General features: G+C 62.5%; 23 protein-coding genes. 14 read left to right on the top strand and 9 right to left on the bottom strand.

Features of this window, described 5'->3' with window-relative positions; translation table 11 throughout:
• The first annotated feature begins 65 nt into the window (after positions 1 to 65).
• From ACQRBT_RS23735 to ACQRBT_RS23745, 3 genes are all read left to right on the top strand, one after another.
• Positions 66 to 980 carry a class I SAM-dependent methyltransferase gene (locus ACQRBT_RS23735; RefSeq protein WP_411984401.1) on the top strand — a complete coding sequence of 305 codons (915 nt, stop codon included), beginning with the start codon at positions 66 to 68 and terminating at the stop codon, positions 978 to 980.
• Positions 981 to 1,129: 149 nt separating this feature from the next.
• Entirely contained in the window at positions 1,130 to 1,849 is a 720-nt protein-coding gene (pcsA, locus tag ACQRBT_RS23740) for a phosphatidylcholine synthase (protein ID WP_060757016.1), read from the top strand.
• A 114-nt stretch (positions 1,850 to 1,963) separates the two neighbouring features.
• The gene (locus tag ACQRBT_RS23745; protein WP_060757017.1) at positions 1,964 to 2,743 is read left to right on the top strand and encodes a TSUP family transporter; all 780 of its coding nucleotides are present in this window, start codon (positions 1,964 to 1,966) and stop codon (positions 2,741 to 2,743) included.
• On the opposite strand, the gene nudC is transcribed toward ACQRBT_RS23745, so the two are convergent.
• Positions 2,711 to 3,544 (bottom strand): NAD(+) diphosphatase, encoded by an 834-nt coding sequence (gene nudC, locus ACQRBT_RS23750; RefSeq protein ID WP_411983929.1) that lies wholly within the window; start codon positions 3,542 to 3,544, stop codon positions 2,711 to 2,713. The two genes, ACQRBT_RS23745 and nudC, sit on opposite strands and share 33 nt — an antisense overlap.
• A gap of 5 nt (positions 3,545 to 3,549) precedes the next feature.
• Complete coding sequence (locus ACQRBT_RS23755; RefSeq protein ID WP_060757019.1) at positions 3,550 to 4,362, bottom strand: crotonase/enoyl-CoA hydratase family protein; 813 nt, start codon at positions 4,360 to 4,362, stop codon at positions 3,550 to 3,552.
• Positions 4,363 to 4,554: 192 nt separating this feature from the next.
• On the opposite strand from ACQRBT_RS23755, the gene ACQRBT_RS23760 reads away from it, so the two are divergent.
• Positions 4,555 to 5,823, top strand: a complete 1,269-nt coding sequence (locus ACQRBT_RS23760) for a chloride channel protein (RefSeq protein ID WP_412046847.1) — start codon at positions 4,555 to 4,557, stop codon at positions 5,821 to 5,823.
• Between the two features lie 61 nt (positions 5,824 to 5,884).
• Positions 5,885 to 6,439 (top strand): UPF0149 family protein, encoded by a 555-nt coding sequence (locus ACQRBT_RS23765; protein ID WP_104993518.1) that lies wholly within the window; start codon positions 5,885 to 5,887, stop codon positions 6,437 to 6,439.
• Between the two features lie 6 nt (positions 6,440 to 6,445).
• Here ACQRBT_RS23765 and ACQRBT_RS23770 read toward each other — a convergent pair whose 3' ends face one another.
• Entirely contained in the window at positions 6,446 to 7,075 is a 630-nt protein-coding gene (locus tag ACQRBT_RS23770) for a lytic polysaccharide monooxygenase auxiliary activity family 9 protein (RefSeq protein ID WP_060757022.1), read from the bottom strand.
• 358 nt (positions 7,076 to 7,433) lie between these two features.
• Between ACQRBT_RS23770 and aroA the strand changes: the two genes are divergently transcribed.
• The gene (aroA, locus tag ACQRBT_RS23775; protein WP_412046846.1) at positions 7,434 to 8,690 is read left to right on the top strand and encodes a 3-phosphoshikimate 1-carboxyvinyltransferase; all 1,257 of its coding nucleotides are present in this window, start codon (positions 7,434 to 7,436) and stop codon (positions 8,688 to 8,690) included.
• 33 nt (positions 8,691 to 8,723) lie between these two features.
• Positions 8,724 to 9,113, top strand: a complete 390-nt coding sequence (locus ACQRBT_RS23780) for a hypothetical protein (RefSeq protein ID WP_060757024.1) — start codon at positions 8,724 to 8,726, stop codon at positions 9,111 to 9,113.
• Position 9,114: 1 nt separating this feature from the next.
• Here the strand turns inward: ACQRBT_RS23780 and ACQRBT_RS23785 are convergent, their stop codons facing one another.
• The gene (locus tag ACQRBT_RS23785; RefSeq protein WP_161550216.1) at positions 9,115 to 9,714 is read right to left on the bottom strand and encodes an NAD(P)H-dependent oxidoreductase; all 600 of its coding nucleotides are present in this window, start codon (positions 9,712 to 9,714) and stop codon (positions 9,115 to 9,117) included.
• An 83-nt stretch (positions 9,715 to 9,797) separates the two neighbouring features.
• Here ACQRBT_RS23785 and ACQRBT_RS23790 point away from each other — a divergent pair, with 83 nt between their 5' ends.
• The gene (locus tag ACQRBT_RS23790) at positions 9,798 to 10,394 is read left to right on the top strand and encodes a TetR/AcrR family transcriptional regulator (protein WP_104993515.1); all 597 of its coding nucleotides are present in this window, start codon (positions 9,798 to 9,800) and stop codon (positions 10,392 to 10,394) included.
• A 28-nt stretch (positions 10,395 to 10,422) separates the two neighbouring features.
• On the opposite strand, the gene ACQRBT_RS23795 is transcribed toward ACQRBT_RS23790, so the two are convergent.
• Together ACQRBT_RS23795 and ACQRBT_RS23800 are read right to left on the bottom strand one after the other, a co-directional pair.
• The gene (locus ACQRBT_RS23795) at positions 10,423 to 11,091 is read right to left on the bottom strand and encodes a GNAT family N-acetyltransferase (RefSeq protein WP_198761677.1); all 669 of its coding nucleotides are present in this window, start codon (positions 11,089 to 11,091) and stop codon (positions 10,423 to 10,425) included.
• A gap of 21 nt (positions 11,092 to 11,112) precedes the next feature.
• On the bottom strand, positions 11,113 to 12,018 hold the full coding sequence (locus tag ACQRBT_RS23800) for a LysR family transcriptional regulator (RefSeq protein ID WP_412046845.1): 906 nt from the start codon (positions 12,016 to 12,018) through the stop codon (positions 11,113 to 11,115).
• 113 nt (positions 12,019 to 12,131) lie between these two features.
• Between ACQRBT_RS23800 and ACQRBT_RS23805 the strand changes: the two genes are divergently transcribed.
• The 6 genes from ACQRBT_RS23805 to ACQRBT_RS23830 all read left to right on the top strand — a co-directional run bounded on the left by ACQRBT_RS23805 (position 12,132) and on the right by ACQRBT_RS23830 (position 20,049).
• On the top strand, positions 12,132 to 13,313 hold the full coding sequence (locus ACQRBT_RS23805; protein WP_412046844.1) for an MFS transporter: 1,182 nt from the start codon (positions 12,132 to 12,134) through the stop codon (positions 13,311 to 13,313).
• Positions 13,314 to 13,367: 54 nt separating this feature from the next.
• On the top strand, positions 13,368 to 14,078 hold the full coding sequence (locus ACQRBT_RS23810; protein ID WP_060757030.1) for a FadR/GntR family transcriptional regulator: 711 nt from the start codon (positions 13,368 to 13,370) through the stop codon (positions 14,076 to 14,078).
• 103 nt (positions 14,079 to 14,181) lie between these two features.
• Complete coding sequence (gene lhgO, locus ACQRBT_RS23815) at positions 14,182 to 15,375, top strand: L-2-hydroxyglutarate oxidase (RefSeq protein WP_060757031.1); 1,194 nt, start codon at positions 14,182 to 14,184, stop codon at positions 15,373 to 15,375.
• Positions 15,376 to 15,433: 58 nt separating this feature from the next.
• A complete protein-coding gene (locus ACQRBT_RS23820; protein ID WP_060757032.1) occupies positions 15,434 to 16,759 on the top strand; it encodes an MFS transporter in 1,326 nt (441 codons plus the stop codon).
• 81 nt (positions 16,760 to 16,840) lie between these two features.
• A complete protein-coding gene (locus tag ACQRBT_RS23825; protein WP_060757033.1) occupies positions 16,841 to 17,695 on the top strand; it encodes a CAP domain-containing protein in 855 nt (284 codons plus the stop codon).
• A 167-nt stretch (positions 17,696 to 17,862) separates the two neighbouring features.
• Entirely contained in the window at positions 17,863 to 20,049 is a 2,187-nt protein-coding gene (locus ACQRBT_RS23830) for a GAF domain-containing protein (protein WP_412046843.1), read from the top strand.
• 3 nt (positions 20,050 to 20,052) lie between these two features.
• Here ACQRBT_RS23830 and ACQRBT_RS23835 read toward each other — a convergent pair whose 3' ends face one another.
• From ACQRBT_RS23835 to treS, 3 genes are read right to left on the bottom strand one after another with little or no spacing between them, the layout of a single operon-like run.
• On the bottom strand, positions 20,053 to 21,234 hold the full coding sequence (locus tag ACQRBT_RS23835; RefSeq protein ID WP_104993508.1) for a GGDEF domain-containing protein: 1,182 nt from the start codon (positions 21,232 to 21,234) through the stop codon (positions 20,053 to 20,055).
• A gap of 51 nt (positions 21,235 to 21,285) precedes the next feature.
• Positions 21,286 to 23,523, bottom strand: coding sequence for a 1,4-alpha-glucan branching protein GlgB (gene glgB, locus ACQRBT_RS23840; RefSeq protein WP_412046842.1), 2,238 nt, complete (start codon positions 23,521 to 23,523; stop codon positions 21,286 to 21,288).
• A complete protein-coding gene (gene treS / locus ACQRBT_RS23845; RefSeq protein WP_412046841.1) occupies positions 23,520 to 26,876 on the bottom strand; it encodes a maltose alpha-D-glucosyltransferase in 3,357 nt (1,118 codons plus the stop codon). Before treS ends, glgB begins: the two co-directional genes overlap by 4 nt.
• Between the last annotated feature and the right edge of the window lie 28 nt (positions 26,877 to 26,904).

Genomic DNA, 26,904 nt, shown 5'->3' on the forward strand with positions numbered 1-26,904 from the left:
TCAAGCCCCCCGAAACCACCCAACTGTGTTTAAAATGCCGCCCGCTCAATGACCGACGCTCGACGATGACCCCAGACGCACTCGCCACCCTGCACGCTCACCTGCTCACCGCCCTGGCCAGCCCACCGGCGGAGACCCGCCGCCTGTTTCACGGCCGTGGCCGCTGCTGGCCGGGCCTGGAGCAACTGACCGTGGACTGGTTGCAAGGCGTGGTGCTGGTCGCGTTGTTCAAGGAGCCGGAGCCTGCCCAGCTGGAAGCCTTGAAACAGTTGCTGCAGACGCACTTGGGTGCTTACACCGTCGCCCTGCAACACCGTTATCTGCCGCAAAGCACCACCGAATGGCTGGTGGGCGACGCGGTAGATGAGCTGACGATTACCGAAGGTGGCCTGCGCTACCTGATCGACCTGGGTAAAAAACAGAACAGCGGGCTGTTCCTCGATATGCGCTACGGCCGCAATTGGGTACGCGAACAGGCCACAGGCCAGCGGGTACTCAATCTGTTTGCCTATACCTGCGGGTTCTCGGTGGCGGCGATCGAAGGCGGCGCCGAACATGTGGTGAACCTGGACATGGCCCGTGGCGCCCTCAGCCGTGGCCGCGACAACCATCGCCTGAATGGACATGACCTGAGCAAAGTCACGTTTCTGGGCCACGACCTGTTCAAATCCTGGGCCAAGGTCATCAACGGCGGTCCCTACGACCTGGTGATCATTGACCCACCGTCGTTCCAGAAAGGCAGCTTTTTATTGACCAAGGACTATCAGCGCGTGTTGCGCCGCCTGCCGGATCTGCTTACAGCACAGGGCACGGTGCTGGCCTGCATGAACGACCCGGCCTTCGGCGAAGACTTCTTGATTGATGGCGTAACTCGCGAAGCGCCGGGCCTGCGCTTTGTGGAACGCCTGGCAAACCCGCCGGAATTCCCCGACGTCGACCCTCAAAGCGGTTTAAAGGCCCTGGTGTTCCGTCAGGGCTGATGCCGAAACGTCTTACGCTTGCTACGCTAAGGGATACGCCGGGGTGGTGAACCTTATCCCCCCCTTCCCGGTCGATAACTGCATTCCCTGGCCAGACTCGACGGCGTTACGTCGTCGGCTGCCCTGTTTCACCTTTTGGAGATCCGCCCGTGATATCGACCCTGCATGTAGCCAGACTCAAAGCCTGGGGCGCCCACGGCTTTACCGCCACCGGTGTGGTGCTGGCGTTCCTGGCGACCCTGGCACTGCTGGAAAACTCGCCCAAGGCTTGCCTGTTGTGGCTGGGCCTGGCGCTGGTGGTCGATGGCGTCGACGGCTCGCTGGCGCGACGGGTCAATGTGAGCACGGTGTTGCCCAGCTTTGATGGCTCGGTGCTGGACCTGGTGATTGATTACCTGACCTATGTGTTCATTCCGGCCTTGTTTATCTACCGCTATATCGACCTGCCGGACTTTACCCATCTGTTTACGGTGTCGGTGATCCTGGTGTCGTCGCTGTTCTGCTTCTGCAATGTGAACATGAAGAGCAAGGACAACTACTTCGTCGGCTTCCCGGCCGCGTGGAACGTGGTGGCGTTGTGCGTATATATCATCCAGCCCGAAGCCTGGGTCACCTTGTTGACGGTGATTGGCCTGGCGCTGCTGACCGTGACGCCGATGAAGTTTCTGCATCCGTTTCGAGTGAAGCGTTTCATGCCGCTGAATATCGCGGTGACCACGATCTGGCTGTTGTGCAGCTTTCTGATGGTGGTGGATTACCCGAATACCAACCCGTGGACGTTCGGGTTGTGGTCGCTGATGTCGGCTTATTTCCTCGGGATCTGCGTGTGGCGCACCGCGCTGGAATGGCTCGACAAACGCCACAGCTGATCACGCTGGAAAAAGTGGGAGGGGCTTGCTCCCTCCCACATTTGGATCTGGGTGCATCACACGGGTAAGATGACCGCCTCTCGCTTAGCGCCCTGCCAATAATAAGCCCTGCCCATGCCCTTCGAACTCAGCGTTGACCTCACCACCCTAGCCATTCTCGCCGTCGTAGCCTTCATTGCCGGTTTCATCGACGCCATCGCCGGCGGCGGCGGGTTGCTCACCACGCCGGCCCTGCTTACCGCCGGCATGCCGCCGCACCTGGTGTTGGGCACCAACAAACTCAGCTCGACGTTCGGCTCCGCCACGGCAAGCTTCACCTTCTATCGACGCAAGCTGTTCAACCCGCGCCAGTGGGTGCACGCCATCATCGGTACGCTGGTCGGCGCGCTGACCGGTGCCGTGGTCGCCCACTACCTGCCTGCCGAAACCCTGAACAAAATGCTCCCGGTGATCGTGTTCGCCTGTGGCGTGTACCTGCTGTTCGGCGGCACACCCAAGGCACCGCTGGATGCCGATGCACCGATCAAGAAGAAATGGCAAGCCACCCAAGGTTTTGGCCTGGGCTTCTACGACGGCGTGGCCGGCCCCGGCACCGGTGCGTTCTGGACGGTGAGCACCATGCTGCTGCACCCGATCGACCTGGTGAAGGCCAGCGGCGTGGCGCGCAGCATGAACTTCGTGAGCAACGCGGCGGCGCTGACGGTGTTTATCATCAATGGCTCGGTGGACTGGATCGTCGGCCTGGCCATGGGCCTTTCGGTGATGTGCGGCGCGTTCTTTGGCGCGCGCAGCGCGATCAGCGGCGGCGCCAAATTCATTCGGCCGGTGTTTATCACTGTGGTGCTCGGCCTGACGGTACGCCTAGCCTGGCAGCACTGGTTCAGCGTGGCCTAGACGACGCGCCAGGTAGAGGTCAATCAGGTAACGCGCAATCGAGCGTGAGGCCGGCAACGGCGGTAGCTCGTGGATGTTGAACCACTGCGCATCTTCGATTTCGTCGGCCTGGGGCACGATATCGCCCCCGGCGTATTCGGCATGGAACCCCAGCATCATCGAATGCGGGAACGGCCAGCATTGGCTGCCCATGTACTGGATGTTCTTGACCTCCACCTGCACCTCTTCGCGCACCTCGCGGATCAGGCAGTCTTCGGCCGACTCGCCCGGCTCGGCAAACCCGGCCAGGGTGCTGTAGACGCCCGTGACAAAGCGCGGCGAACGCGCCAGTAGAATCTCGTCGCCACGGGTCACCAGCACGATCATGCTCGGCGAGATCCGTGGGTAGCTGCGCAGGTCGCAGGCCTGGCAATACATCGCACGCTCGCGTGGAACCTGAACCATCGCCTGGCCGCAGCTGCCGCAAAAACGGTGCTCCCGCGCCCAGGTGCCGATCTGCGCGGCGTAGCCCAACACTTTGTACAGCGTGTGATCACCTTGCAGCATAAAGCCGCGCAACCCCTGCCAACTGCAACCCGGCACCTGGTCGGCCGAGTTGAGCTCCAGCAAGTACACCGGTTCACCGTCGAGGTGGCCGATGCCATGCTCGGCAAACACCGACAGGTCCTGGCGCTTGAGCCACTCCCTGGGAAACAGCGGGCCATTGCTGTCATGCAAAAAGCCGTCACGGCTGCGGGCGACGGCCCAGCCGCCTGGCGTGTCGTTGTCGAGCAGGGTTGTGGTTATCCAGCCTGGGGTCATGTCAGTCAATCCACGAATTCGGGTTTCTGCTTACTCATGTGGGCCGCAATGGCCACGCGCAGGTCGTTGGATTGCAACATAGCCGCGTTCCAGGTGGCAACGTATTCCAGACCGTCATTGATGGTGTGATCACGCATGTAGCTGATCATGGCCTTGGTGCCGGTCACGGCAATCGGCGACTTGGCGGCGATCTCATGGGCGATTTCCATCACCCCGGCCAGCAGGCTTTCCGGGTCGGCATACACACGATTGACCAGGCCGATGTCACGCGCTTCTTCGGCACCGAACTGGCGGCCGGTGTAGGCCAACTCGCGCAGCATGCCGTCACCGATAATGCGCGGCAGGCGCTGCAAGGTGCCGACGTCGGCGGCCATGCCGATGTCGATTTCCTTGATCGAGAACTGCGCCCCTTCGGCGGCATAGCGCATGTCACAGGCGCTGATCAGGTCGATGGCACCGCCGATGCAATAACCCTGGATCGCCGCCAATACCGGTTTACGGCAATTGTCGACGGCATTGAACGAGGCTTGCAGTTCGAGGATCTTGCGCCGCAGCAGGCGTGCGTTGCGCCCGACATCCTTGCCGAACTCGTTGGCCACCGAGGCGAGCATCATCAAGTCGATGCCCGACGAGAAATGCTTGCCTGCGCCGCTGAGCACCACCGCACGTACGGCATCGGTGTCTTCGATCCATTGGAAGATGTCGATGATTTCGGTCCAGAACGCCGCGTTCATCGCGTTGATCTTTTCCGGGCGGTTGATCTGCACATGGGCAACGTTGCCGGTGAGTTCGACGACGAAAGCTTGGTATTCGGACATGGCAGTGATCCCTGACTGGCGAGTGATAAGGCTCGAACTATAACAAGGGTGCGCGACGGCGCATCGGCCAAAAACGGGACTGGCAAAGTAATGCAATGTTGCAGGCGCGCCCTGCATGCAGTACCGATACATTTCCTCCAGCAGACGCGACTGATCGGTTATACCATCAGGGCCCTAGCCTGGAGCAACCTTATGCCGCCCACGTTTCGTTCGTCGCTGACGCTGGCCCTGGTGGTCGTGTTGACCGGTATCGGCGCGGGTTTGGGCGGGATGTGCCTGGCGCTGTTGCTGCACGGCATTCAACACCTGGCGTACGGCTACAGCCTCGACAGCCTGGTCAGCCATCAAACCTTTTTGTGGGGCGTGACCGCCGCGACACCCGAACGCCGCCTGCACGTGCTGATGGTGTGCGGGCTGGTGGCCGGGCTGGGCTGGTGGACGCTCTATCGCTATGGCCGCCCGCTGGTGAGCGTCAAGCAGGCCGTGTCGGCAAGCCTGCCGATCATGCCGGCCAAGACCACCCTCGCCCACGCCGTCTTGCAGATCATCACGGTGGCGCTCGGCTCGCCCCTGGGCCGTGAAGTGGCGCCCCGTGAGGTTGGCGCGCTGGCCGCCACCTGGCTGTCCCAACGCGCACGACTAACGCCGGAGATGCACCGGCTGCTCGTCGCCTGTGGTGCGGGCGCCGGGCTGGCGGCGGTGTATAACGTACCGTTGGGCGGCGCGGTGTTTGTGCTGGAAGTGCTGGTGGGCGCATTCAGCTGGCCGGCCGCACTGATGGCGTTGGCCACGTCGGCTATCGGCGCAGCGGTGGCATGGCTCGGGCTGGGGGCGGAAGCGCAATACGTCGTGCCGCACTTTGTGCTGAGCCCGGCGCTGATCGCCTGGGCCGTGGTGTGCGGACCGGTGTTCGGCGTGGCCGCCTACGGCTTTACCCGACTGACCGGCGCCGCCAGGGCCCATGCGGCACGCGGGTGGCGCCTGCCGATGCTGGCGCTGCTCAACTTCAGCCTGATTGGCGGGTTGGCCATGCTGCTGCCGCAGATCCTCGGCAACGGCAAAGGCCCGGCGCAACTGGGCTTTGATAATGAACTGGGCATTGGCCTGGCCGCCGTGTTGCTGGTCGCCAAGGTGCTGGTCACCGCTGCCAGCTTGCGCGCCGGCGCCGAGGGCGGCCTGCTGACACCCGGCCTGGCCAATGGCGCATTACTGGCGATCATCCTGGGCGGTGCCTGGAGCCTGGTGCTCCCCGGCGTACCGCTGGGTGCCTTTGCAATCATCGGCGCGGCGGCCTTCCTGGCGGCCAGCATGAGCATGCCGTTGACCGCCATTGTGCTGGTGGCGGAATTCACCCGTATCGAGCATGACTTTCTGGTGCCGATCATCCTGGCCGTCATCGGCTCGGTGTGCGTGAGCAAGCTGTGCCAACGCTGGGAAAACACTGGAAAAAAGCCGGCCTAAGCGCCATCCTTCGCGCTCTAAGCTGACCACCCGCAGCGCTCGACGCTTAAAGGATATGCCCATGCACGCCCAACCCCTCGCCCCCGCCGATTTCGAATTTCTCGAAGACACCCTGCTCAAGTACGGCGACGATCATTCGGTGCTGAACCTGGCCGAACTCGACGGCTATTTCACGGCGTTGGTCTCCAGCCCCGCGCAGGTGGAAGTCGGCGAATGGTTTCCGGCGATCTGGGGTGGGCAAAATCCCGACTGGGAAAGCGTGGACGAGGCCCAGCGCTTCCTGGAACTGTGCGTACGGCATATGAATACACTGGCGGCGCAGTTGGCGACCGACGCCCAGGCGTTCAAGGCACGTTTTGATGACACCGACCATCAGGGCCAAGCCGTCACGCTCGCCGAAGAGTGGTGCTTTGGTTACATCCGTGGTGCGGCCATCGGCAACTGGCCAGAGTTGCCGGCTGCCGAAGCCGCGGCGCTGGAAAAGATCTCCTGGTGCGCCGAGCAGGATAACTTCGAGTTGCCGGCAGACCTGGATGTAGGCGCCCATCAACAGCGGGTCAGCGAAATCGAACCGGCTGCGCGGGCGCTACATGATTACTGGTTGGCCAAGCGTTAAGCCGGCTTATTTGAAGTCCAGATCAAACGCCTGGTAGAACGCATTGCCGGTGTTGGCCACGATCCACATCAGCACCACCACGTGCCGGCCCTTCTTGCCCTTGGGCAGCGTCACCTGATGCTCGACCTTGGCTTTGAGCGCGTCGGCATGTTGGTAGTACGGCACTTGGGTGTAGAAATCCTCGAAAAACGGCTTGGCTTCCAACTGAGCGCGGCTGATGCGCTGTTTCGGGTCCCAGCCATCCTTCGTGATAAGCCAGCGGTAGCCCCGGGTGACGTGGGGCGCGGTGTATTCCCACTGCACCTTGAACACCTGGCCGGCCTCGACGTTCAACAACGGCCAGGTAAACGGCGTATTGAGCTTCTTGCTCATCTCTTCATCGGTGAAGTTGAGGCAGTCGCGATCGTCAGTCTTGCCACCGCTCAGGATATGCCCATCGGCAGGTGGCGTGACACTCTGGTCATCGGTTTGATAAGGCGCAGGAAACGGCCCTGCGTTGAGTGCCGGGAAGTTCTTGCCGCCTTCCATTTCGTTGACTTGCCAGTTGCCCAGCAGCCCGCGTTCCACCGCGACCGAGCCACGGCTGGCCGGGGTCACGACACGACCATGCTTGAGTTGAGTCTGGGGTTTGTTCATTTCAGTCACTCCTTGATTGAAAACTCCCCGGGATGGGGAGCGACCTGAACTTACCCCACCACCCGCGCTTGTCCACCGAGCCACAGCGTAGGAAAAGTTACATGGCACGCACGTCCCATTGAGCAGACGCATTTGTCCTGCGTCGGATTTGGGTATACGCCTACCTTGCAAGGGGTCATCCACCTACAGCTCTTGTCCTGGGACCGGTAGCGGCCTGAACCACCCGAGCATCGACCGCACTGCGGAAAATGCCGCTCGGCGGTGATCCCCGCTCGACAAGCACCGCGCCTATACCCGATTATTCGGGTCCGCCCGTTGGCCGCGCCAGCCACCTTGCCTTGACCAGGAGCCTTGTACCTTGAGTTCGCAGAAAACCGTGACCGTGACACCGCCCAACTTCCCCCTGAACGGCAAGGTCGCGCCCCCCGGCTCCAAGTCCATTACCAACCGCGCCCTGTTGCTGGCGGCCCTGGCCAAGGGCACCAGCCGCCTGAGTGGTGCGCTGAAGAGCGATGACACCCGCCATATGTCGGTGGCGCTGCGCCAGATGGGCGTGACCATCGATGAGCCGGACGACACCACCTTTGTCGTCACCAGCACGGGCAAACTGCAACTGCCTGCACAACCGTTGTTCCTCGGCAATGCCGGCACCGCCATGCGTTTTCTCACCGCCGCCGTGGCCACCGTGCAAGGCACCGTGGTACTGACCGGCGACGACTATATGCAAAAACGCCCGATCGGCCCGCTGCTGGCGACCCTTGGCCAGAACGGTATCCGCGTCGACAGCCCCACCGGCTGCCCGCCGGTGACGGTGCACGGCGTGGGCAAGGTGCAAGCCAAGCGTTTCGAGATCGATGGCGGTTTGTCCAGCCAGTACGTGTCGGCCCTGCTGATGCTCGCGGCCTGCGGCGAAGCACCGATTGACGTGGCGTTGACCGGCAAGGACATCGGCGCCCGCGGCTACGTGGACCTGACCCTGGACTGCATGCGGGCCTTCGGCGCGCAGGTCGAGGTAGTCGACGACAGCACCTGGCGCGTGGCTCCGACCGGCTATACCGCGCATGACTACCTGATCGAACCCGACGCCTCCGCCGCCACCTATCTGTGGGCGGCTGAAGTGTTGACCGGTGGTCGCATCGATATCGGCGTGGCGGCGCAGGACTTCACCCAGCCGGACGCCAAGGCCCAGGCCGTGATCGCGCAATTCCCGAACATGCAGGCCGAGGTGGTCGGCTCGCAGATGCAGGACGCGATCCCGACCCTGGCGGTGCTCGCCGCCTTCAATAACACGCCGGTCCGCTTCACGGAACTGGCCAACCTGCGCGTGAAAGAATGCGACCGCGTACAGGCCCTGCACGACGGCCTCAACGAAATCCGCCCGGGCCTGGCGACCATCGAAGGCGACGATCTGTTGGTGGCAAGCGACCCGGCACTCGCCGGCACCGCATGCGCGGCGCTGATCGACACCCACGCCGACCACCGCATCGCCATGTGCTTTGCCCTGGCCGGGCTGAAAGTCTCGGGTATCCGCATCCAAGACCCCGACTGCGTGGCCAAGACCTATCCTGAATACTGGAAGGCCCTGGGTAGCCTTGGGGTTACGCTGAGCTACTGAAGCCGGCGGCGTCGGAATGGGGAGGTCGTGCACATGACAATTCGCCAACCCTGCCCACCCGGCGCCTGCGTTTGCGATCGCGAACAATTGCTGGACGTGCCCGGTGCCGACTTACGTATCCTGCATCTGACGCGCCAGGAAGAGAAACGCCTGATCGAACGCCTCGAAGACCTCAAGAGCCTGCAAGACCTGGAACACATGCAACAGCGGATGTACGAGTTATTGGGCATCCGCCTGCATATCGCGCCGGGGCATACCGAGGTCAAGAGCATGCGCGGGATCCAGATCGTCATCGATGAACTGCCGGGTATGTGTCGCAAGACCCGGCAGGCGATCCCGGCGGCGATTCGTCGCGGCATGGAGAAACGCCCGGAAATTGCCTACCGCTTGCTGGATGCCCACGACCTGTTTCGCGAAGGCTGAATCAGCTGGCGACCGGCTCGTCCTCAAACACCCTCTGCCCGATGGCCTTCGCCGTCTGCAAATGCGCCTGCGCAGTGCCACTTTCCGATTCCAGCAACAGCTGCGATGTCACCACCTGCGCCCCGCAGTAATCAAAGATGCCGTAGTCGATTTGCGTGCGCATGGCCTGGGCGTAACCGTGCCGCTCAAACGCCCCCTCATCCGCCGCACCGACTGCGAGCAAGTGCACCTGCACATGGCGCAGCTTTTTCACCACCGGCAAATCCGGGCCGTAATCGATCGCCCAACCGTTGACGAACACGCGGTCCACCCAGCCCTTGAGCAAAGCCGGCAACGACCACCAATAAATCGGAAACACCAGCACCAACGCATCCGCGCGGTCGATACGCGCCTGTTCGGCAAGCACGTCAGCCGGTGGGGTGGCACGGGCGCGATGCACCCGGTGATCGGCCAGGGTATAGCGCGGATCGAAGCCTTCGCCCGCAAGGTCAGCGATTTCATAGCTGTGCCCGGACGCAGTGAGGCCAGCAGCGACCTGCGCCGCCAGGCTGTGGGTGAGCGATGCCGGGTCGTGGTGAGCAACAACGATCAAAGCGTGCATGACAATGACTCCCTTTCGGTTTAGGCTGCACATAAATTACTTTTAGTAAGTTACCTCCAGTAAGTTACGTTTGGTATATAAGCATGTCAAGTCATGAATCCCCTGCCCCACGTCGACGCTTGTCTCGCGAAGATCGTTTTCGCCAATTGCTCGAAGTGGCCTGGCAACTGGTGCGTGAAGAAGGCACCGACGCGCTCACGCTGGGCCGCCTGGCGGAACTGGCAGGTGTCACCAAGCCGGTGGTGTATGACCATTTCGTCACGCGGGCGGGGTTGTTGGCTGCGCTGTATGAAGATTTTGACGGGCGGCAGAATCAGCTCTTTGCCGAGGCCATCGAAGCCAGCGCGGCCACCCTGGAAGATCGGGCCGGGGTGATCGCCGCGTGTTACGTCGATTGCGTGTTACTGCAGGGCCGGGAGATTCCCGGGGTGATCGCCGCACTCAGCAGCTCGCCGGAACTGGAGGCGCTCAAGCGACGATACGAGGCGATCTTCCTCGATAAATGCCGTGAGGCGCTGTCGCCATTTGCCCCTGGCAGGCAGGTTTCCCAAGCCGGGCTGCGGGCCATGCTGGGGGCAGCGGAAGCCCTGTCCCAGGCCGCCGCCAGCGGCGAACTCAGCCGTGAAGAGGCGCAACAGGAACTGCTGGCGACGATCCTCGCGATGGTCAATCGCAGTTAAACGTACATCTGCCGCAAGGGCGCGTGTTTCAGCCGCGAGCCTGTAGAAACAACTGCACCTTGCGCGCCAATTGATCCAGATGGCGATCGCGCTGCTTCTCGGCATCGACCATGGCGCGCTTGCCGTGTTTTTGCAGCAGGTAGGTGTGAATCTGCCGCACTTCCAACGAGCGGTAGATGGCCGCGACATCCAGCACGCCCATCAGGCCGTCGGTGCCATAGTCGCGAGTGTTCATCAGCACCTGCGTGCCACGCGCACCACGCACTTGAAACCCCATGGCCTCGAAGGTCGCGACCTTTTCCACGGCGCACGCCAGCTCGGCATGGGGATAGCGTGCGAGTACGTCCTGCAGCATCGCCCGCGCGATTCCCTGGCGCCGATACCCGGCTTGCACGGCCATGAAGGCAATACCGCAGGCGTGCGGATCATCCTTCACCGGCAGATAGAGGCAAAAGCCCACCACCTGTTCCTCCTCCATCGCCACGACCAGTTCGACGGCGATGCCCTTTGCCCCATCCAAGGCCTCCAGGTACAGGTGCACCTCAAAACCGATGGCGTATTGGTAGATGTTGTAGAGCAAGTTGCTCGGCGGCAACGCGACACTGCTGATGTCGGTGAGGTTGTCCACCACCATCTGCAGGATCTGGCCATTGATGGCTTCGGGGCACGGCGTGGTGTAACGGGTAAGGCTGAACATGCAAATTCCTGGGGTTTCGCGTCAAGGCAACGGCGATTGTACCTGTTGCAGGCACACCTCACGCAAACAGCCGCGCAGCCAGCGATGGGCCAGGTCGGCGTCCTGACGTGGGTGCCAGAGCATCGCCACGGTGAAAGGCGGTAGCGCAACCGGCAAGGTAAACCGGAACAGCCCCTCGGGCTGATTGGCCGTGTAGCGTTCGGGCACGCTGGCGATCAGATCGCTGGCGCGGGCCAGGGCGACAGCGGTGGAGAACCCCGCCACAACCGTGCAGATCTGCCGGCTCAAGCCCTGCGCTTCAAGGGCATCGTCAATCTGGCCACGGTCCTGGCCGCGCCGCGAGACATACACGTGGCCGCCTTCGGCAAAACGCGCAGCGCTGATTTCACCCTGGCTCAGCGCATGGCCGCTGCGCACCACCCCGATCAACCGGTCGCGAAACAGCGCCTGGGTCAGCACCTCGGGGCCGGCGCCGGCGTCGACCACGCCGGTTTCCAGGTCGACACTGCCGTCGCGGAGCCAGTCCGTGTGTTTGTCGGTTTTATTGATGAAGCGCAGCCGCACGCCCGGCGCGTCCCGGCCGATGCGCGCGAGCAGCGCAGGGCCGAAGCTTTCGACGAACTCCTCGCTGGTGCGCAGGGTAAAGCTGCGCGTCACGCGTCGCATATCCAGGGATTGTGCGGGGCGCAGCACGCCTTGGGCCTGCTGCACCAGGAGTCCGACCTGTTCGCGCAATGCCTGGGCACGTGGCGTGGGCACCAGTCGGCGACCGGCGCGGACCAGCAACGGGTCGCCGGTGGTTTCGCGCAGACGCGCCAGTGCCCGGCTCATGGCCGACGGGCTCAAGCCCAGGCGCTTGGCGGCACCGGCGACGCTGCCTTCGCTCAACAAGACGTCCAGGGTAATCAGCAGATTGAGATCGGGCATCGGCACTCCTGACAAGGCGTTAAACGCACGTATTAACTGCAAACCATGCGTCTTCCGCCATGTTAAACGAGGTCGTAGATTGGTGACATCCGCATTCATTCAAGGAATCGTCCATGCAGACCTCCTCCCGAGGCGCTCTTTGGAGCCTGTGTTTGTCCATGTTGCTGGCCTCGCTCGGCACCAGCATTGCCAATGTCGGCTTACCCTCGTTGGCGCAGGTGTTCGAGACGTCATTTCATGCCGTGCAGTGGGTGGTACTGGTGTATCTGCTGGCAATCACGGCGGTGATTGTGGCGGCCGGCAGCCTGGGTGATCGCGTGGGGCGCCGGCGCTTATTGCTGATCGGGCTGCTGCTGTTTGCACTGGCCTGCGGGTTGTGTGCGGCCGCGCCGTCGCTGCCATGGCTGGTGGTCGCACGGGGACTGCAGGGGCTGGGGGCGGCGAGCATGATGGCAATGACCTTGGCGCTGGTCGGCGACACCGTCACCAAAGCGCACACGGGCCGTGTCATGGGGTTGCTCGGCACAATGTCGGCGCTGGGTACCGCCCTGGGTCCGAGCATCGGCGGAGTACTGCTCAGCCTGTGGGGTTGGCGGGCGCTGTTTCTGGTCGGCCTGCCATTGGGCTTGCTGGCCACCACCCTCGCCTATCGCTACCTGCCGACTGATCGGCTACGCAGATCGAATGCCACCGGCCTGGGCTGGCGTGTCGCGCTGGCAGACGGGCCGTTGCGCGCCGGCCTGGCGATGAGTGCACTGATTGCCGCCGTGATCATGGCGACCTTTGTCGTCGGCCCGTTTTATCTGTCCCGTGGCCTGGGGCTCAATGCGACCTGGATGGGCCTGGCCATGGCCGTTGGCCCCTGCGTGGCGGCCTGCGCCGGCGTACCGGCGGGCCGTCTCACCGACCACTTCGGCAGCCGCCGCATGACCCTTGCCGGCCTGGGCTTGTTGTTCTGTGGCGCCCTGCTGTTGTCATGCGCCAGCGGCCTGCCGGCGTACCTGACGGCACTGGTGGTTTTGACCTGCGGCTACAGCCTGTTCCAGGCGGCCAACAACACCGCGGTGATGAGCGACGTGCACGCGACCCACCGAGGCACGGTCTCGGGCCTGCTGAACCTGTCGCGCAACCTGGGCCTGATTATCGGCACTTCGGCCCTCGGCGCAGTGTTTGCCTGGGCCACGCCGGATGTTACGAATGCCCCCGCACAATCGGTCGCCAACGGCCTGCATGCGACCTTCAGCGTCGCGCTGGGGCTGATCCTGTTGGCGGTCGTAATACGACACAAATATTGACAAGATAAAATCGTAACGACTATTGTCTGACAACCTGATCAACAAGGCTGTCCCATGCTTGAGCTCCAACGCCCCGACTCGCTGGTCGTACGGGTTGTCAGCGCCATTCGCGCAGAAATCGATTCCGGCCGACTGCCGCCGGAGTCCCGCATGCCCACAGAGCAGCAACTGGCCGAGCAGCTCAACGTCAGCCGTTCCGTGGTGCGCGAAGCCATCGCACAGCTCAAGGCCGATGGCGTCATCACCGCACGAAGGGGCCTGGGTTCGTTCATTTCACAGACGCCGGCCGGTACAGTGTTCCGTTTTCCGCAGCAAGATGGCCGCCGTCCAGACCTGGCGCAAATGTTCGAGGTGCGTCTGTGGATCGAAACCCAAGCCGCTTCAATCGCTGCCCGGCGCCGCGATGAGGCTGACCTGCAGCGCATGAAAGGCGCCTTGCAGGCCATGCAGGACAACCGCGATAACTTCGAAGCCGCCGCCATCGCCGATGTGGAGTTCCATCGCGCCATTGCCGACGCCAGTAAAAATGACTACTTCGTGGCCTTTCACGATTTCCTGCGTAGCCAGTTGGCCAGCGCCCGCAAAACCGCCTGGGAAAACTCGGCGTCGCGTTTTGCCACCGGCTCCGCTGATGCGACGCAGGAACACCAACGGCTCTACCAGGCGATTGTCGACGGTGATGCGCAACGCGCCGCCGCCAGTGCCGAGGCGCATTTGCGAGCCGCAGCCCGGCGCCTGAGCCTGGAACTGCCGACTACCGCCTGATCCTATGAATAGCGTGTCCTGGACAAGCCCTTTTTTTAACAAAAACATTAGTCTGACAACCTGATAAGCAGACCAAAATGTATAACGGTAGGTATTTCACGCAATGATTCACGACTTTTGCATTATCGGTGGCGGCATCGTCGGCCTGGCCACCGCGATGGAGCTGCTCAAGCGCCAACCGGGCGCTTCGGTGGTGATCCTGGAAAAAGAACCGGTGCTGGCCAGGCACCAGACCGGTCACAACAGTGGTGTCATCCACGCCGGCATCTACTACGCACCGGGCAGCCTCAAGGCAGACCTGTGCAAGCGCGGCGCCGCAGCTACCAAACAGTTCTGCACCGAGCACGGCATCAAGTTCGAGGTGTGCGGCAAGATGCTGGTGGCCTCAAGCCCCCTGGAAATGCAGCGGATGGAAGCGCTGTACGCCCGCGCCCAGCTCAACGGCATGCATGTCGAACGCCTGGACGCCGACCAGTTGCGTCAGCGTGAACCGAACATCGTCGGCCTGGGCGCGCTGTTTCTCGACGCCACGGGCATCGTCGACTACCGCCAGGTTTGCGAAACCATGGCCCAAGTGATCCGTCGCGGCGGCGGCGAGATCTGCCTGGAACGCACCGTCACCGCGATCCACGAGGACACCGACAAAGTCAGCGTCAGCACCCTCGGCGAAACCTGGCAGGCTCGGCACCTGGTGGTCTGCGCCGGCTTGCAGTCGGACCGTCTGGCCACCCTGGCCGGGGTAGCGATCAATCACCAGATCATCCCGTTCCGTGGCGAGTACTTCCGCCTGCCCGCGTCGAAAAACACCCTCGTCAACCATCTGATCTACCCGATTCCTGACCCGGAGTTGCCGTTTCTCGGCGTGCACCTGACCCGCATGATCGACGGCAGCGTGACCGTCGGCCCGAACGCGGTGCTGGGCCTGGGCCGCGAGAACTACCGCAAGTTCTCGGTGAACTGGCGCGACGTGGCGCAGTACGCCAGTTTCCCCGGTTTCTGGAAAACCCTCTGGCAAAACCTCGGCTCGGGCACCACCGAGATGAAGAACTCACTGTTCAAGTCCGGCTATCTGGAGCAGTGCCGCAAATACTGCCCATCGCTGACCCTCGACGACCTGTTGCCCTGCGAAGCCGGTATTCGCGCCCAGGCGGTGATGCGCGACGGTAGCCTGGTGCACGACTTCCTGTTCGCCCAAACCCCACGAATGCTGCACGTCTGCAACGCGCCCTCGCCGGCCGCCACGTCAGCCATGCCCATCGGCGCAATGATCGCCGACCGCCTGTTCACTCCCCAGTAACACCCGGCAATACGCGTCCATTTGACAATAACTATAAAGACTCAGAAGGAAGTACAGCATGACGGCCCCCGTCTCTATCGCCACCCACGAAACGCCCGAGCAAACCCGCAAACGCCTGCGCAAAGTCGCCGCCGCGACCATCTTCGGCTCCATGCTGGAGTGGTATGACTTCTACCTGTACGCCACCATGGCGGCTATTGTGTTCTCGAAGATTTTCTTCGATAACAGCGACCCGAAGACCGCTTCGCTGATGGCGTTCTCCACCTTTGCCATCGGTTTTATCGCCCGCCCGTTCGGCGGCATCCTGTTTGGTTACCTGGGCGACAAGTTCGGCCGCAAGCAAGTGCTGGTGCTGACCTTCTGCCTGATGGGCGTGTGTACCACACTGATCGGCCTGATCCCCAGTTACGCCTCCATCGGTATCTGGGCGCCGATCGTGCTGGTGTTTATCCGCATCATTCAAGGCCTGGGCGCCGGTGCCGAGCTGTCGGGTGCCGCAGTGACGTCCTATGAACACGCCTCCCAAGGCAAACGCGGCAGCCAGGGGGCGTGGCCGGCGCTGGGCCTGAACCTGGGCCTGTTGCTGTCGTCACTCACCGTGTACTTGCTCACCATGAACGGCAATGAGTTCCTGCTGGCCGGAGGCTGGCGCATTCCGTTCGTGTGCAGCATCGTGCTGGTGGGGATCGGCCTGTGGGTGCGTAACAGCATTCCGGAAACCCCGCAGTTCAAGGAACTGAGCCAAGAGGCCGCCAAGGTCAAGGCTTCGCCGCTCAAGGCCTTGTTCAAGAACGACCTGAAGGGGCTGGCGGTGGTGTTCTTTGTGGCCGTTGGCTATAACGCCCTGAGCTACATCTTCAAGACCTTCTCCCTGGCCTACCTGACCCAGTTCAAAGGTGTCGATGTGCATGTCACCTCATTGTCGGTGACGATCGCCAGCCTGATCGCCATCGTCGCGGTGCCCTGCTTCGGCTGGCTGTGCGACCAGTGGAGCAGCAAGACCGTACTGATGCTCGGCGGGGTGTTTTCGCTGCTGTTCGCCTACCCGTTCCTGGCCCTGCTCAACAGTGGCGAAAGCCTGATGATCTACCTCGCCATCGGCGTTGGCACCGGCATTCTCGCACCGATGATGTTTGCCCCACAGGGCTCGTTCCTGAGCCGCCAGTTCCCGACCCAGACGCGCTCCTCGGGCTTCGGCACCGGACGTGAAATCGGCACCGCCATCGCCGGCGGCCTGGCACCCTTGGGTGCGCTGTCAATGGTGGCGGCGTCGGCCACCCACTCCACCGATGGCGTGGTGATCATCCTCGCTGTTTCGGCGTTGCTGGTAGTGGTGTTCGCCTTGTGCGACCAGGGTCGCAAACACTCGACATTCAAGAACTGAGGCAAAAAGTTCAGATCAATGGGTGCATGGATGCACCCGGATCGCGCATCATGGGCACTTTCAAGCTCAAGGGTAACGTCCATGCGCGTTCTGTCATTGATGATGGGCCTGACGACGCTGGCCGCCACTACGGTGTTCTGCGCCAGCGCGATGGCGAATGAAGAAAGTCAGTTGGTACAACAGATCAACCAGTACCGCAGCCAGGTGCAACGCTGTGGTGACCAGGGTTCCCAGGAACTGCCGCCGCTGACCAGCGACACACGGCTGGTACTGCCGGCGACCAATGTCGGCGATTTGCAGCAATCGCTGGCGCGGGCGGCGTATCCGATGGTCAACGTGCAAGCCATCAGCCTGTCCGGGCCCAAGGATGCGCAAGCGGCGATGAAAGCCGTGCGCGAGAGCTTCTGCCGCGTAGTGCTGGACCCGCAATTCGTCGACATCGGCGTGAGCAACAGCGGCCAGGACTGGCGCATCGTGCTGGCCCGACCGCTGCTGACCAGCGGCCTGGGTGACTGGTCGACCGAAGGCAAGCAACTGCTCAACCTGATCAATGCCGCCCGCGCCCAGGCGCGCCAGTGCGGCACCCAGGCCTTCAACGCGACCACGCCACTGACGTGGAATGACGACCTCGCGGGGGCCGCCAACAGCCATACCCGCAACATGGCCAACGGCAACTTCTTCGACCACCTGGACCACGACGGCCGCACTCCGGGCGATCGGGCCGAGCTGGCCGGGTACAGCGCGAAGAACATCGGCGAAAACATCGCCGCCGGCCTCGATACGCCACGCAAGGTGGTAGACGGTTGGCTCGCCAGCCCAGGGCATTGCGCGAACCTGATGAACCCGCAATTCCGCGAGCTGGGTGCGGCCTACGCCATGGACCCGAAGAGTGATGCGGGGATCTACTGGACGGCGGATTTCGGCGCACAACAGTAGCGGCACACCCGCCCGGCATGCTGGGCGGGTGTCGACTCAAATAAAGACGACATCAAATTGCCATCTCCTGGATAATCGCGCTGAACTGGCCGCGTTGATTCCGGTCTGTTGCTTGTCAGGCTGCCTTTCAGGCATCGACAGTACGTGGCAAACAAGGTGTTAGTGCAATGATGAATTGGCTGCAAAGCAGCAGCGACATGGCCGAGCAGGTGCGCCGCCATGATTGGGCCAGTACTCCGCTGGGGCCACTGGAGCAATGGCCGGACGTGCTCAAGACCACGGTCGCGCTGTGCTTTGCTTCAAGCTTCCCGCAGGCCATCGTCTGGGGGCCGTCCCTGACGACGCTGTACAATGACGCCTTTGTGCCGATTCTGGGCGACAAGCCGTTTGCCCTCGGACGCTCGTTCAGTGAGATATGGCAAGAGGCCTGGCACGAAATCAGCCCGATCGCCGACGCGGCCTATCAAGGCCATGCCACCTACATCGAAAACTATCCCCTGGTGATCGAGCGTGGCGCCGGCCCTGAGCAGGCGTATTTCACCTTTTGCTACAGCCCGATCCGCGACTCCCAAGGCAAGGTCGTGGGCCTGCTCGACACCGTCACCGAAACCACCACCACCGTCTTCCTCGCCCGCCGCCTCGCCGCGCTGGATGCCATCGGCAATGCCGTGGCCGGCGCCACCGACGCGCAGGCGATCATGAGCATCACCACGCGCCTGCTGGCCGAGCACTTGCAGGTCTCCAATTGCGCCTATGCCGATATGGATGCTGATGAAGACGGTTTCACCATTCGCGGCAACTGGGCCGCGCCCGGTTCGCCCAGCATTGTCGGGCGCTATCGCCTGGCCTCGTTTGGGGCACGCGCAGTACGCAAACTGCACTCGGGCGAACCCCTGGTGATTCGCGACAACAGGATAGAGTTCACGCCCGAGGAGTCGGCCCGCTACCAGGCCCTGGGCGCCACAGCGACGGTGTGCTTCCCGCTGATCAAGGAGGGTCGCCTGACGGCCCTGATGGCGGTGCATCACAAAACCCAGCGCGTCTGGTCGCCGTATGACCTGGCGCTGGTGGGTGAAGTCACCGAACGCTGCTGGGCACATATCGAGCGCGTACGCGCCGACGCTGCCGTGCGCGAAGGGTTGGCGGCCATCACCGAACTGAACGCCACCCTGGAACAACGGGTGCAAGAGCGCACCCTCGCACTCACCCAGGCTGAAGCCGCGCTGCACCAATCGCAAAAGCTCGAAGCCATCGGCCAATTGACCGGTGGTGTGGCTCACGACTTCAACAATTTGCTGACGATCATTCGCTCGTCCGTGGACTTTCTGCGCCAGCCAGGGCTGTCCGAGGAACGCCGCCGGCGCTACCTCGGCGCCGTCTCCGACACCGTCGAGCGAGCCAGCAAGCTCACCAGCCAGTTGCTTGCGTTCGCCCGCCGCCAGCCGCTGAACCCGGAAGCCTTCGACCTGAGCCGACGCGTGCAAAATATCGGCGAGATGCTCGAAAGCGTCACCGGTTCACGCATTCATGTGCAGGTCGAAGTGCCTGCGCGTCCCTGCCATGTGTGTGTCGACGCCAGCCAGTTCGAGACTGCGCTGATCAACATTGCCCTCAACGCACGCGATGCCATGGGTGGCCAAGGCACCCTGACCCTGCGCGTCGCGTGCGTCTCAGCGCTGCCGCGCATCCGTGGCGATGCCCCAGTCCAACAGCCGTTCGTGACGGTGTCCCTCACCGACACGGGCACGGGCATCCCGCGTGAGACGTTCGAGCGTATTTTCGAACCGTTCTTTACCACCAAGGCCGTCGGCAAAGGCACCGGGCTGGGCCTGTCCCAGGTGTTCGGGTTTGCCAAGCAGTCCGGCGGTAACATCGACGTGGCCAGCACCCTGGGCCAAGGCACGGTGTTTACCCTCTACCTGCCCGAGGTGGAAGCGCCGGTCGCCCAGCACACGGCGCCGGACCCGGCACACAGCCCACTGCGGGACATGGCCATGGGGCATATCCTGATCGTCGAAGACAACCTCGAAGTCGGCCGTTTCGCCAACCAGATCCTCCAGGACCTGGGCTACCGGACCACCTGGGCTACCGATGCCGAACAGGCACTGGCGCTGGCGGGTGAGGACGCGATGGCCTTCGACGGCATCTTTTCGGATGTGGTGATGCCCGGCATGACCGGCGTGGCCATGGCCAAGCTGCTGCGCCAGCGACGGCCGGACTTGCCGGTGGTGCTCACCTCAGGCTACAGCGAAGAGCTGGCCGACAGTGGCTATGAGGGCTTCGAATTCCTGGCCAAGCCCTATTCCGCCGATCAGGTGGCATGGACGCTGGCCAAATCGATGCGCCGGGACTGAGCCCTACTCCGCCACGCCCCACTCCGCCACAGCCACTTGGTTACGCCCCATGGCCTTGGCGCGATACAGCGCCTTGTCTGCGCTGTTCATCAAGCTGTGCAGATCCTGATCGGGGCTGCGTACAAGGGCCACGCCGAGACTGGCCGTCAGGCCCTGCACCGGCTCGACCGTCAGGCCGGAAATCGTCTTGACCAATTGCTCGGCGATATCGCGCGCGGTTTCCAGCGACGTATTGGGCAGCAACACCGCAAACTCTTCGCCGCCGAGGCGACCATACACATCCGAATGGCGCAACGATGCACTGATCACCCCACCAATCTGCCGCAGCACGTGATCACCAGCCTGGTGGCCGTAGGTGTCGTTGACGCTCTTGAAATGGTCCATGTCCATCATCAATGCGCACACCGGCTGCTGGTTATCGCGACATTGCGCATACCGCTGCTGCGCGTGTTCGAAGAACGCACGGCGATTCATCAGCCCGGTCAGTTCATCAGTCTGGGCGGCCCGTGTGGAGGCGTTATGGGCGCGTTCCATTTGCCGGGTCAGGCGAAAGGCCTTTTCCAGGGCATCGGAAAATTTACGCGTCGCGCTGACCACGAAGGTTGAAAACACCAGCACTGCGATCGCCACCCCCACTTGCATCAGGGTCGGCTGAAACAGCAACCACAGCGTACATGGCAATAACACCAGGGCCATGGCGCCCAGGGTCATGTAGCGATAGGCCGAATAACACGAAACCGCACTGACCGACATGCCCACCGTAAACAACATCACCAGCACCTGGGACACACGGTCATCGGGGGGCATGACCGCCAACGCGCCCATGCCCCAGATCCCGGCCGACAACATCAACGTGACCGCATAACGTCGTTCCCAGCGTGCGGGCGTACGGTCGATATCAGGGCAACGAAACCAGTCCATGAACATTTTCAGGCGCAACAGTGACGACACCGACAACGCCACCAGCCAGATCAGCATGACCTGGTGGTTGAAGCGGTCCCAACACAGCCAGCAGAGCATGGCGGCGCCGAGGAAACTGCCGAAGATCGCGGCGAACGATTGGCGAAACAGCTGGTGCAAACGGTCCGTTCGCACCTGCTCTTCGATCACGCAATCCGGGTCCAGCCCATGCCCAAGGTTGCTCATGAAGTCAGCCTGCTTCGATTGCCATGATAGAGCCAGCATTGTGGCATCCGGCCAGCAGCTGGGACAACCGTCTCTCCGATGCCAGAGCCCTCAAAGCCCTTCAGGACGCAAAATCAACACCCCCAGCGGCGGCAAATTCAGCGACAGCGACACCGGTTGCCCATGGCGCGGTTCTTCCTGGGTGAACACGGTGCCCCCATTGCCGTAGTTGGAGCCGGCGTAGGTGTCGGCGTCACTGTTGATCACCTCGCTCCAACGCCCGGCAAACGGTACGCCAACGCTGTAAGCTTCGCGCGGCACCGGGGTGAAGTTAGCCACTACCAGGACCGGCCGGCCCTCCTTGCTCCAGCGCAGCCAGGCATAGACGCTGTTGACCGCGTCGTCGCCGATCAGCCACTGGAAGCCCTGGGGTACATCGTCCTGTTCGTGCAGCGCCGGCTCCTCGCGGTACAGGCGGTTCAGGTCACCCACCAGTTTCTGCACACCTTTGTGCTCGGCGTACTGCAACAAGTACCAGTCCAGTTGCTGGTCGTGGTTCCACTCGCGCCACTGGCCGAACTCGCAGCCCATGAACAGCAGTTTCTTGCCCGGGTGCATCCACATGAAACTCAGGTAGGCCCGCAGGTTGGCGAACTTCTGCCAGCGATCGCCGGGCATCTTGTCGATCAGCGAGTGTTTGCCGTGCACCACTTCGTCGTGGGAGATCGGCAGGATAAAGCGCTCGGACCAGGCATACACCAGGCCGAAACTCAGTTCGTTGTGATGGTGGGCACGGTACACCGGGTCTTGCTGGATGTAATGCAGCGAATCGTGCATCCAGCCCATGTTCCATTTGTAGCTGAAACCCAGGCCGCCCTGTTGGGTGGGCTGGCTGACGCCTGGCCAGGCGGTGGACTCCTCGGCGATCACCAGCGCCCCTGGCGCCTCCAGTGCGACCACATCGTTCAAGTGGCGCAGGAAGTCGATGGCTTCCAGGTTCTCCCGACCGCCATGGCGGTTGGGCACCCATTCGCCGGCCTTGCGGGAATAGTCGCGGTACAGCATCGACGCCACCGCATCCACTCGCAGCCCATCGACGTGAAAGTGCTTGAGCCAGTGCAAGGCCGAAGCCAGCATGAAGCCATGGACCTCGGTACGCCCCAGGTTGTAGATCAGGGTGTCCCAGTCCTGGTGGAAGCCTTCCAGGGGGTTGGCGTATTCGTACAGCGCCGTGCCGTCGAATTGCGCCAAGCCATGTGTATCGGTAGGAAAATGCGCCGGCACCCAATCCAGGATCACCCCGATATCCGCCTGGTGCAGGGCATTGACGAAATAGCCGAAATCCTCCGGCGAACCGAATCGGGCGCTCGGTGCGAACTGCGACAACGCCTGATAGCCCCAGGAGCCGCCGAACGGATGCTCCATGATCGGCATCAACTCGACATGGGTGAAGCCCAGTGACTGTACATAGGGAATCAACCGCTCGGCCAGTTCACGCCAGCCGTATTGGCGGGCTACTTCGCCCGCCTCGTCCAGCTCGCATTGCCAGGAGCCCACATGCAGTTCGTAGATCGACAACGGGGCGCTGCTCTTCTGCCGTTCGCTGCGTGACTGCATCCACGCCTGGTCCTGCCAGTCCACCTGCAAGGGGGCGGCGACTTTGGATGCCGTGTCCGGCGGCAGCTGGGTGGCCAGGGCCATGGGGTCGGCCTTGAGTGGCAGAATCCCGTGGGCGCCGAGTATCTCGAACTTGTACGCCGCGCCCGGTTGCAGGCGTGGAATAAAGATTTCCCATACGCCCGAGGGATGGCGCAGGCGCATCGGGTGGCGGCGGCCGTCCCAGATGTTGAAATCGCCCACCACCGATACGCGCCGGGCATTCGGTGCCCACACGGCAAAACGCACGCCCTGCACACCATCGACCGTGGTGACCTGGGCGCCCAGGCAACTGCCCAGGTCACGATGATTGCCTTCGGCAAACAGGTACAGGTCCATTTCCCCGAGGAGCAACTGGCTGAAACTGTAGGGGTCTTCGGTGATCTGTTCACCACCGGCCCAGTGGATTTTCAGCAGGTAGGCCTGGCGGGTGCCGAACTGCCCGACAAACAGCCCCGGCACCTGGGTCTGATCCAGGCTGCCGATCGGCTCGCCGCTATCACGGCTCAGTACCTGGACACTCAGGGCCTGCGGCAAAAATGCGCGGATAAATTGACCCCCTTGCTCGTCATCGTGCGGTCCCAGGATCGAGAACGGGTCCGGGTGCTCGGCGCGCACCAGCGCTTCGACGTCCCTGGACGCCGGCATTGCAGTCAACTTGGGCTGCAGCGGTTCTTTGTGCGTATAACTCATGACATCATCTCTCCACCGCGTGCATTTTTCGATATAGGTACAAGCCCATTGAGCAAGCTGTGTAACCCCTGCAAGGGCACCGGCAACCAGCTCGGGCGGTTTTCCGCTTCGTAGGCTACTTCGTACGCGGCCTTCTCCAGGCTGAACAACGTCAGCGCTGCATCCTGGCCACCGGCATCCTGCCAGTCATGCGCCAGTGTAGACGTCGCCACCTGATAAGCCTCGGTGAACGCTTGCCTCGCCTCCTTGAGGTAGCGATCGGTCACGCGTTTGCGCGCCTGCTCGGCTTCAGGCGAGTTATCCACGCCTTGCCCCTGCACACTCAGGGCCATCGCCGCCGCGTAATCAAAGGAGCGCAACACGCCGCTCACATCTTTGTAGGGGCTGTGCTTGCCACGCCGTTCATGCAACGGCCGCGCGGGTTCCCCTTCAAAATCGATCAGGAACGCATCCCCCTTGACCACCAGCACCTGGCCCAGATGCAAATCGCCATGCACGCGAATCCGCAGCCCGCCCGCCGTGGCTTTCGCCAGCGCCTGGACATGCCCGGCGATGGCCTTTTTCTGCGCCAGCAGTTCACTGACCAACGCCTGGTCGGCGGGGTTCAACTGGTGTTGATGAAGCTTGAGCAATTGCAGCGCACGCTCGATTTGTGCGCCGACATCCTTGGCCCAGGCCTGGGTGTGCTTGAGCGTGGTGGCTTCAGGCTTGAAGTCTTGGTTGGCGGTCGGCTTGGCCAGTACCTGGTGCATTTCACCCAGGCGTTGCCCCAGCAAACCGGCGAAGTCCTTGAGTTCGCCGAGGGCGTTGTAATGCTGCTCCTGTTCGGACACGGCCTGAGCCAGCTCATCGCGAAGCGCCCGCTCCAGGTTGTTTTGCGTCCAGGCCCAGGCATCGCCCTGGTTACTCAAATAGCCTTGGGCGATCATCAACAGGTTGTCCTGGCCTTGGCTATCGCGGCGGATCACCGAGCCCAACAGCGGCGAGATATTGGGGTAGTTGGCGGCCGTCAGGTAAGCACTCATCTCCAGTTCCGGGTGCACGCCGCTGCTGACCTTGCGGATCAGCTTGAGCACCAGGTGTTCACCCACCACCACCGAGCTGTTGGACTGCTCGGCCGAGAGATAGCGCACCTCGGCGCTCTCCGTCAGCCCCAGGCTGCCCAGATGCTCGGTGGCTTCGAACCGCAGATCGCCTTCTGCGGTATTCAGCACCGAACCGGCCTGCAACCCCTGGATCACGGCGCGCACAAAGTGCTCAAGGCTGAACGCGTCGGTCACCAGCCCAACCTGACGCGCCCGGCGTACGCGGGCCATGGCCAGTTGCTGGGGCAAGGCGCTGGTGAACTGGTCTTCGGGCAAGAAGCCGAACGGCAACTGGTAACGGCTGACCTGGCCGCCACTGGTCACGTCAATTTCGCTGAGGAGTACAGGGTGCGCGGGATCGCCGAAACGTACGCCATAGGCAATATGCACACGGTCGATGGTCGCGTCCTTGCCGGCAAACCAACGCCGCTTGGGCAACCAGGTCGGCAACGCGGTCTGTTCCAGGGTGGTGCGACACGGTTCTTCGAGTAATTCTTCCATGCGCTTTTTCAGTACCAGGGTGGTGAAGTCGGGCATGCTTTGCGCAGGTTCCACATGCCAGCTGGGCATCTGGTTCTGCGACGCCAGCACGAACCAATAGAAACCATAGGGCGCCAAGGTCAGCAGGAAATGCAGTTGGCCGATGGGCGGGAACGCGTTGCCCCCGAGCATCTCCACCGGCACCATGCCGGCGAACGCCGACAGGTCCAGCTCGGCGGCCTGGGCGCTGCGTGACACGTTGGCCACACACAGGATGATTTCGGTACGCCCGTCTTCCCCCGTGTATTCACGGGTGTAGGCCAGAATGCGGCGGTTGCTCGGCGAGAGCATTTTCAAGCTGCCCCGGCCGAACGCCTTGGACTGCTTGCGCACCGCCAACATGCGCCGGGTCCAGTTCAGCAATGAATGCGGGTCTTGGGTCTGGGTTTCGACGTTGACCGAGAGGTAGCCGTATTGCGGGTCCATGATCGGCGGCAACACCAGGCTGGCCGGGTCGGCACGCGAGAACCCGCCGTTACGGTCGATGGACCACTGCATGGGCGTACGCACCCCGTCGCGGTCGCCGAGGTAGATATTGTCACCCATACCAATTTCGTCGCCGTAATACAGGGTCGGCGTGCCGGGCATCGACAGCAGCAGGCTGTTGAGCAACTCGATCCGGCGGCGGTCGCGCTCCATCAGCGGCGCCAGGCGCCGACGGATCCCCAGGTTGATCCGTGCACGACGGTCGGCCGCGTAGTAATTCCACAGGTAGTCACGCTCTTTGTCGGTGACCATTTCCAGGGTCAGCTCATCATGATTGCGCAGGAAAATCGCCCATTGGCAATTGGCGGGGATCTCCGGGGTCTGGCGCAGAATATCGGTGATGGGGAAACGGTCTTCCTGGGCCAGTGCCATGTACATGCGCGGCATCAGTGGGAAGTGAAAGGCCATATGGCATTCATCGCCGTCATCGCCCGTTTGTTCGCCGAAGTAAAGCTGCGTGTCTTCCGGCCACTGGTTGGCCTCCGCCAGCAGCATGCGGTCAGGGTAATGGGCGTCGATTTCCGCACGGATCTGCTTGAGCACCGCGTGGGTTTCGGGGAGGTTCTCATTGTTGGTGCCATCGCGCTCGATCAGGTAGGGAATGGCATCCAAGCGCAAGCCATCGATACCCATGTCGAGCCAGTACCGCATCACCGACAGCACCGCCTTCATGACTTGCGGGTTATCGAAGTTCAGGTCGGGCTGATGGGAGTAAAAACGGTGCCAGAAATACTGGCCTGCTACCGGGTCCCAGGTCCAGTTGGACTTTTCGGTGTCGAGGAAAATAATCCGGGTGCCATCGTATTTCTGGTCGTCATCGGACCATACGTAGAAATCCCGCGCCGCCGAACCCGGCTTGGCCTTGCGCGCACGCTGGAACCAGGGATGCTGGTCGGAGGTGTGGTTGATCACCAGCTCGGTGATGACCCGCAACCCGCGTTGATGCGCTTGAGCGATAAAACGCTTGGCGTCGGCCAGGGTGCCGTAGTCACTGTGCACGCCTTGGTACTCGGCGATATCGTAGCCATCGTCGCGGCGTGGCGAGGGGTAGAACGGCAGCAGCCAGATCGTGTTGACGCCCAGCTCGGCAATGTAGTCAAGCTTGTCGATCAGCCCGGCAAAGTCGCCGATGCCGTCGTTATTGGCGTCGAAAAAGGATTTGACGTGAACCTGGTAGATCACCGCGTCCTTGTACCACAGTGGGTCTTTGATGAACGTCGCGGAACTGGGTCTCTTCGCCATTGGAAACTCCTGAATAGGCTATTTGTGC

The sequence above is a fragment of the Pseudomonas sp. R19M genome (genome assembly GCF_050312585.1).
GTDB classification, from domain to species: Bacteria; Pseudomonadota; Gammaproteobacteria; order Pseudomonadales; family Pseudomonadaceae; genus Aquipseudomonas; species Aquipseudomonas palleroniana.